Source organism: Allolucifera butyrica, assembly GCF_900476375.1.
GTDB lineage: Bacteria > Bacillota > Negativicutes > Sporomusales > UPPP01 > Lucifera > Lucifera butyrica.
Genome location: NZ_UPPP01000111.1, coordinates 1 through 6781 on the forward strand (window position 1 = coordinate 1; position 6781 = coordinate 6781).

The following is a 6781-nucleotide window of genomic DNA, read 5'->3' on the forward strand; positions in this document are numbered from 1 at the left end:
GCAGATAAATGCCAAGCTGGCTGGGCACTACCGCTACTATGGGGTGACCGACAACAGCAACGGAATTCATGCGTTTGGATACCGCATACGGCGCAAGATACTTGAAGTGCTCAATCGTAGAAGCCAAAAGAACAGCCTGACTTGGGAAGGATTTGCAAAACTCGAGGAGAGATTCCCGCTAGTTAACGCGAGAATCTATGTAAATATCTATGGCTAGACGTAAGTAAATGCTGCTATGAAGAGCCGGATGCCTTAATAGGGCAAGTCCGGTTCTGTGAGGGTTGCGCGTCGCAAGGCGCGTTTCTACTCGACCCGACTCGTTCAGAGAACCATTTTACTTTTGTAGCAAAATGGTAGAAATACAGGAGATGGCGAAATCTTTTCGGCTTAGGTACAGTTGCGTGCCGAGAGGTGCGCTTCTACTCGACCGTGCTTCTTCCGCATTTGCTCGAACATTGTTGAAACCGGGCAGGCTTTTGATTTGACTGTAAATACCTTGAGTTTTACGGTTAGTTCCTCCCATTTTAAAAGTTTTTATAACTGTCACCTTAATAGATATACATAAATACAATATAAGGGAACAAAAATTTTATTATTGGAGGCATGAAAATGGAATATTGTTATCATCCACACCATCACTGCATGCCTGAATGTACAAGACGGTGTGTAGGTACTTTTACTACAAAACATAGGGTATACGAAAAATGCTGCTATGAAGTCCTTAAGGTCTGCCATCATTGCGGACATGAGTTTGAATATCATAAATATCCAGTATGTCCAATGTGTGGTGTAGGTGATCCTCCTCGTTTTGGATTTAGAGGCAGAGGATTCGGTAGGTTTGGTGGCTTCGAACGTTTTGAAAGGCCAAGATTTTTCCCGTTTGAGTTTGGGGGATTTTCTCCTTTTGAAGAAGAGGAAGAGGAAGAAGAATTTTAAATCAGTACCGCTCAATGAGCGGTACCTTTTTTATTTAACTTTCCTCCCAATTCCACAGCCCCTGCCGGCCCTTTGCTGAAACTGGCTTAATCGGCCGGATGTTTTCAAGCATCCAAGCATAGCGACCAGGGGGATCTAAACTCATATTCTTTATCTGAGAAAGACAGAAAGGGACGGTCCGAAACCACTGAAAAAGTCTTTCCGATAGCGATAGTACGTTAGGAAAATTATTATTATATGAGGCGGTGGAGCACTATCTCAGAAAAAATACTATTTACAAAATTGAATTATTGTACTAATATATTAATACAATATAGTTGAAAGAGGATTCTTAAAAATGCCCTTTTCTATTAATTTTGATAGTCGTATCCCAATTTATATCCAGCTTAAAGAAGCAATAAAATTGGCCATAGCTACTGGTAAAATTTCCTCGGGCTCACAACTACCTACTGTTCGTCAACTTGCTGTGCAATTAAAGATAAATGCAAATACGGTTTCCCGGGTTTATTTAGAGTTGGAAAGGGAGGGGGTATTAACTACAAGACAAGGTAGGGGAACTTTCGTAAAAGATCAGCCGGAAATTGATACCACAGTCAGGGAGAGTAATCTCAATGCAATACTAGATGATTTAATTATAAAAGTATCTGCTTTGGGATTTTCTTCCACGGAACTCCTCGAAGCTCTCGAAAAAAAGTTAAAGGAGTGAAGACGAACGATGGATAGAAATTTTGGCAGTGTAATCCCACAAGGAGTAACTTCTATTTCCATAGCCTTATTTATCATTATCTTTGGATCAGGTATCCTTATCGGTATCTTCCTTGGCTTACCAGTTATTATCATTTTATTTTTTCTACTTGCCTTTTTGGTTTCAGCCTCAGTGAAGATTTCCCGCCAGTGGGAAAAGGCTGTCATTTTACGTCTTGGTAAATTTCAAAGATTATGTGGCCCGGGAATGTTCTTTGTCATTCCAATAATAGACACTGTGTCTAGTTGGATTGACCAGAGAATAATCACCACTACATTTAAAGCGGAACAAACCTTGACTAAGGATACGGTCCCCGTTGATGTTGATGCCGTACTTTTCTGGATGGTATGGGATGCAGAAAAAGCTGCATTGGAAGTGGAAAATTACAAGGATGCAGTGGCTTGGGCAGCCCAAACAGCTCTTAGGGATATTATAGGTAGAACACAACTTTCAGAAATGCTTGCCGGTAGGGAATTTATTGATGCAGAATTGAGGAATATCATTGACCATCGCACTGAACCTTGGGGAATATCGGTACAGTCTGTGGAAATTCGCGACGTAATCATTCCCAAGAGTCTTCAGGACGCTATGTCAAGGGAAGCTCAAGCCGAACGAGAACGTAAAGCTAGGGTTATTTTAGGAACAGCCGAAACGGAAATAGCCGCTAAATTTGCCGAAGCAGCAAAATCTTATGAGCATAACCCAGTAGCTTTGCACCTAAGAGCTATGAACATTCTTTATGAAGGGGTTAAAGAAAAAGGAGCTTTAGTGATTGTTCCTAGCACGGCTGTTGAAACAATGGGATTAGGGTCAATAACTGGCCTTGCGTCTATAACAAATTTTCCATCGTCTGAGCAAGGAAGAACTTGAAAATTAAGTACTTGTGGTTTAGGATAAATTGAATGGAGAGGAATGGATATGAACCTCCGTGATAAGGGATTTTTATTTATTAAATGGTTAACTATATTCCTACTAGCTATTTGGTGGTTATCTGGCTGTAGTAACATTACAGCTTCAAAATCAAATTATCAAAAAGCCTTGCTTGTTATTGATGTGCAAGAAGATAGCACAGGTAAAATATTAAAACCGCCTTTTTTATATCAAAGCGGTTCAGATTTGTTTATTTCTAAGATAAATAAGATTATTGAAGCGGCAAATAATGATGGTGTATTAGTTGTCTATACGCGAATGAATTCAAAAATGGAAGATACACCCGGATCAAAGCTAGATGCACGTCTAAAGAAGATAAACGACAATATATTTTTAAAAGACAAATTAGATGCTTTTTCATCTTCAGACGGCAGGTTCGAAAAATTTATAACAAATCAAAAGAATATTAAAGAATTATACATAATTGGATTGGATGCAACGCTTTGTGTAAACGAAACTGCCCGGGCTGCTGTAAGGAGAGGTTATAAGACTACCGTTTTAAGTGATGCAATAACTACCATTTCTAACAAAGGAATTAATGAAATTATAAATGATTATAAAAATAGTGGGATATTAGTAACAACTAGTGACCAAATTTGGAAACTATAATTACTACGAATGAATAATAAACTTCTGTTCAATATGTAGAATTTGGCAGGAGTTTTGTTTTTTTTGGGAAATAAAGGTTGTTATAGGTGTTTTAGATAAACGGAAATGGTCTAGTTCTTCGGAGGATAGGTGTAGTTTAAAAAGCGTAAGGGGGTTAATGACAACTGTGTGTCGACAACCCCGTCCCCTTTGACGAAGAAAAACAGAACCCCAAGAAACCTTAAAAATCTAGGATTCTTGGGGTTTTTCAGCTTTTTTTATAAACAGCTAATAAGTTTTCAATTCTGCGAATCACTTCTGAACGGATATTTTCTGGTGCTAAGCATTCACATTTATCACCTAAGCGAAGCAGCATAGTATACCAAAACTCATCTTCCACAAATGGACAGTGAGCTATAAATTTATTATCTCCATAGGGTTCAATGTTTTTTTCCCCGCAAAATTCCACCATCAAGTCTCTTATTGAGTCGTCAATAAGAAGTTTAACTGTAGTAGCTTTACGCCCTGTTCTAAATGAAAAGTCTTGCGATTTATAATTAAATTCCCTAGGAAGAAAGGTCTCTTTAAGAATTTCAAGTGACGAAATACGGGAAAGTCTAAAAATCCGAAAATCCTTTCTGGTAGTACAGTATCCTTGCATATACCAATTCGAATCCTTTAATACTAACCTATAGGGTTCGACTATTCTTTGGCTTTTCTGGCTAAGCCGGTCAGAGTAATCAAAAGATAGGAAGCGGTTTTCGCTAATAGCAGTTTTAATCTCCTCAAGCTTTAGGCTTGGGTGTTTATTGCCAAACCAAGGAGTATGGTCAATGGCAATCTGACTTGATTTTGATTCAATAGCTCTCATTTGTTCCGCTGGAACTAAGCCTTTCACTTTTGCCATAGTATTAAGGATATCTTCACTGGACATGGTCGGGTGAATACTTCCAAGACCTATTAATAAGGCGGTGATATCTGAAAGAGTAAATAGCTTTTTTTCTATCTTGTACTCCTCCATAATGCCAATGCCGCCATTAACTCCGGGATAAGTTATGATTGGAATACCCGCCGAATTTATTGTTTCTATATCTCTGTAGATTGTTCGAGGCGTTACTTCAAACATTTCCGCAAGCTTAGCGGCGCTGATTTTTTTATGTTCAAGCAGTAGCATAATAATGGATACTAATCTGCCTAGTTTCAATATATATCACCTTAAATTTTTGTTTTATCCTATCATAAAACTATGACACATAGATGTCAAGGTTCCTCGGTTATAATAAAAATATATATTGGTCAATGACGTAACCGGTTGATCAATTCAATTATCAAATTTAATTTATTAAAGGGGGATTTTATATGACCAAAATTTATAATGATTTATACCAGTTTACGAATTATATCGAACCAATTAACCTATCTCTTCATCAATATTTATTACTATCTGCAGAGCCTGCTCTAATTCATACAGGTACAATACAACAGGCGGAAAAATTGGTTCCACAAATTAAAGAGCTTCTGGGGGATAAAAAACTAAAATACATTTTTGTTTCTCATTTTGAAGCGGACGAGTGTGGCGGACTTTTTCTGCTAGTTAGTGAATTTCCCGGGGTAACCACGATATGTTCAGAAGTAACTGCAAGACAATTATTCGGTTTTGGCATTATGCACAATATCTTAATAAAAAAACCAGGAGATAAACTTAGTGGAAAGGATTACAACTTTGAGTTTATTGGATATCCTTCTGAGGTGCATTTATGGGAAGGTCTCCTTTTGAGAGAAACTAACCGTAATATCTTTTTTAGCAGCGATTTGATGTTTCAGATGGGAAAATATCACGCAGAGGTTATAGAACGCAGTTGGGAGGATGCGGTTGCCAATTGTGGCATTGAATTTATACCAAATAAAGAAATGCAGGATAAACTGCTAAATAACCTCAAAAGTATTAATCCAAAATTTGTAGCCACTGGGCACGGTGTATGCATTAAGTTATAAAAAGGCCATTCTTTATATGACAGAAGTAATGTAAAAAGGGAATAAAAGCTGATTTCTGCATTATGCAGGATTCAGCTTTTATTAATAATTACACTAAGATAATATTTTTTAGGAGTGCCTATTTATGGGAATAAACAAAAAGCCATTTATATTTGAAAGACCTCTTATCGAAGGGGTTATTCGTAAACGTAGAAACCGGTTCATTATGGAAGTTGATATCGATGATACAGTGTATGACTGTCATTGCCCAGCCACAGGGCGTATAGGGAACATTGTATTTCGTAATATTCCCTGTTTACTTTCTCAAAGTAATGACACTAAGAGAAAAACGTCCTACACAGTAGAGGCCATTTCACTTGATTTGCCATCAGAAGATAATAAATCTTGGATTGGCATTAATCAGAACGCAGTAAATAGGTATGTTGAGCATTTCTTAAAAACCGGACAGCTTTCTGCTATGGTGGAAAACGGTAATAACGTTATGCGAGAGCAGAAACTTGGCAATTCAAAACTTGACTTTCTTGTTGGTAATACATACCTCGAAGTTAAAACACCTCTTACAGAACTTCAGGTTGAGATAAAAGACCATATTGCCACAATGAAGATGGGCGATTTTAATTCCTTTGAGCGATTTGTCAAGCATATTAGTGAACTTGCGGAAAGCTTGAAACAAAATCAGCGAGCCATACTGTTAAACTGTTTTATTTATAAGAATCCAGGCTATAAAGTTCCGGCAAAGCACAAGCATAGCGACTATGTAAGGGAAGTTGTACAATCCTGCATAGAGCGGGGTATTGAAATATGGCAGATTAACTTTAAAATTACTCCTAAGGAAGTAAACCTGATCAATTATTTTGAGACAACGAATGACTTTAAGGGCGGTGGAACTGCTTTAAATTAGATAGTGACGCATCGAATTAACCATTCAAGGACAGTTGAAAAGCAATCCAACAAAAATAAGTGGATTCAGGTATTGGCCAAAAAGTTTGATTTTCTATCATTAATAAACTTCTGCCCCAATATGTAGAATTTGGCAGGAGTTTTGTTTTTTTATGGGAAATAAAGGGTGTTATAGGCATTTTAAGATAAACGAGAAATGGGCATAGTTCTTCAGAAAATAGGAAATGCGATTAATAGGGACAGGGGAATATCGAGAACCCCGTTCTCTTGATAATCAGTGGGACAGTCCTGCCCTTATGTCCCTGAAAGATAAACTGAGTCAAGGAACCGTCCCGTGCGCCAAGAAGCGCACGGAGTATAGCGGGTGGGAATCCCGTCTGGGAAGGTCTAGCCAACCACCCGGTATCCAGCCTTGGGACTGAAGCGGTAACGCCAGGTCTAAGCGTAGGTAGGAAAGGTAGTAGGCCGAAAGCGAAAGCTGAAGATGTAGAATCCCGAAATTCCTAATGGGAATGGTCGATGCATGGGACGAGCAGAAGACAACACTGGGCTTAGCGATAAAGGCAAGTTAAGTTTGGCGCCCCGGGATCGAAGGTCTTGGCATGCTACACACAGTTACTCCGTGAGAACTTGGGAGACCCTGTTGCTCTCCGGAAGGAGTATGGCCGACAAGTTGAAGAGGAGTAT

At 38.5% G+C, this 6781-nt stretch carries 7 protein-coding genes; 6 read left to right on the plus strand and 1 reads right to left on the minus strand.

The window, feature by feature from the left end:
* The first annotated feature begins 609 nt into the window (after positions 1 to 609).
* The 4 genes from LUCIF_RS25845 (at position 610) to LUCIF_RS22250 (ending at position 3220) form a co-directional block, all read left to right on the plus strand.
* Positions 610 to 936 carry a hypothetical protein gene (locus LUCIF_RS25845; RefSeq protein ID WP_126720619.1) on the plus strand — a complete coding sequence of 109 codons (327 nt, stop codon included), beginning with the start codon at positions 610 to 612 and terminating at the stop codon, positions 934 to 936.
* Between the two features lie 337 nt (positions 937 to 1273).
* Positions 1274 to 1642 (plus strand): GntR family transcriptional regulator, encoded by a 369-nt coding sequence (locus LUCIF_RS22240; protein WP_122630027.1) that lies wholly within the window; start codon positions 1274 to 1276, stop codon positions 1640 to 1642.
* A 9-nt stretch (positions 1643 to 1651) separates the two neighbouring features.
* Complete coding sequence (locus LUCIF_RS22245) at positions 1652 to 2551, plus strand: SPFH domain-containing protein (RefSeq protein WP_122630028.1); 900 nt, start codon at positions 1652 to 1654, stop codon at positions 2549 to 2551.
* Positions 2552 to 2599: 48 nt separating this feature from the next.
* The gene (locus tag LUCIF_RS22250) at positions 2600 to 3220 is read left to right on the plus strand and encodes a cysteine hydrolase family protein (RefSeq protein WP_165866120.1); all 621 of its coding nucleotides are present in this window, start codon (positions 2600 to 2602) and stop codon (positions 3218 to 3220) included.
* Between the two features lie 247 nt (positions 3221 to 3467).
* Here LUCIF_RS22250 and LUCIF_RS22255 read toward each other — a convergent pair whose 3' ends face one another.
* Positions 3468 to 4403 (minus strand): helix-turn-helix transcriptional regulator, encoded by a 936-nt coding sequence (locus LUCIF_RS22255; RefSeq protein WP_122630030.1) that lies wholly within the window; start codon positions 4401 to 4403, stop codon positions 3468 to 3470.
* A 155-nt stretch (positions 4404 to 4558) separates the two neighbouring features.
* On the opposite strand from LUCIF_RS22255, the gene LUCIF_RS22260 reads away from it, so the two are divergent.
* Both LUCIF_RS22260 and LUCIF_RS22265 read left to right on the plus strand, forming a co-directional pair.
* A complete protein-coding gene (locus tag LUCIF_RS22260; RefSeq protein ID WP_122630031.1) occupies positions 4559 to 5194 on the plus strand; it encodes an oxygen-binding di-iron domain-containing protein in 636 nt (211 codons plus the stop codon).
* A 124-nt stretch (positions 5195 to 5318) separates the two neighbouring features.
* Positions 5319 to 6095: a DNA/RNA nuclease SfsA gene (locus LUCIF_RS22265; protein WP_207858313.1), complete on the plus strand. Its 777-nt coding sequence runs from the start codon at positions 5319 to 5321 to the stop codon at positions 6093 to 6095.
* Positions 6096 to 6781 lie beyond the last annotated feature (686 nt).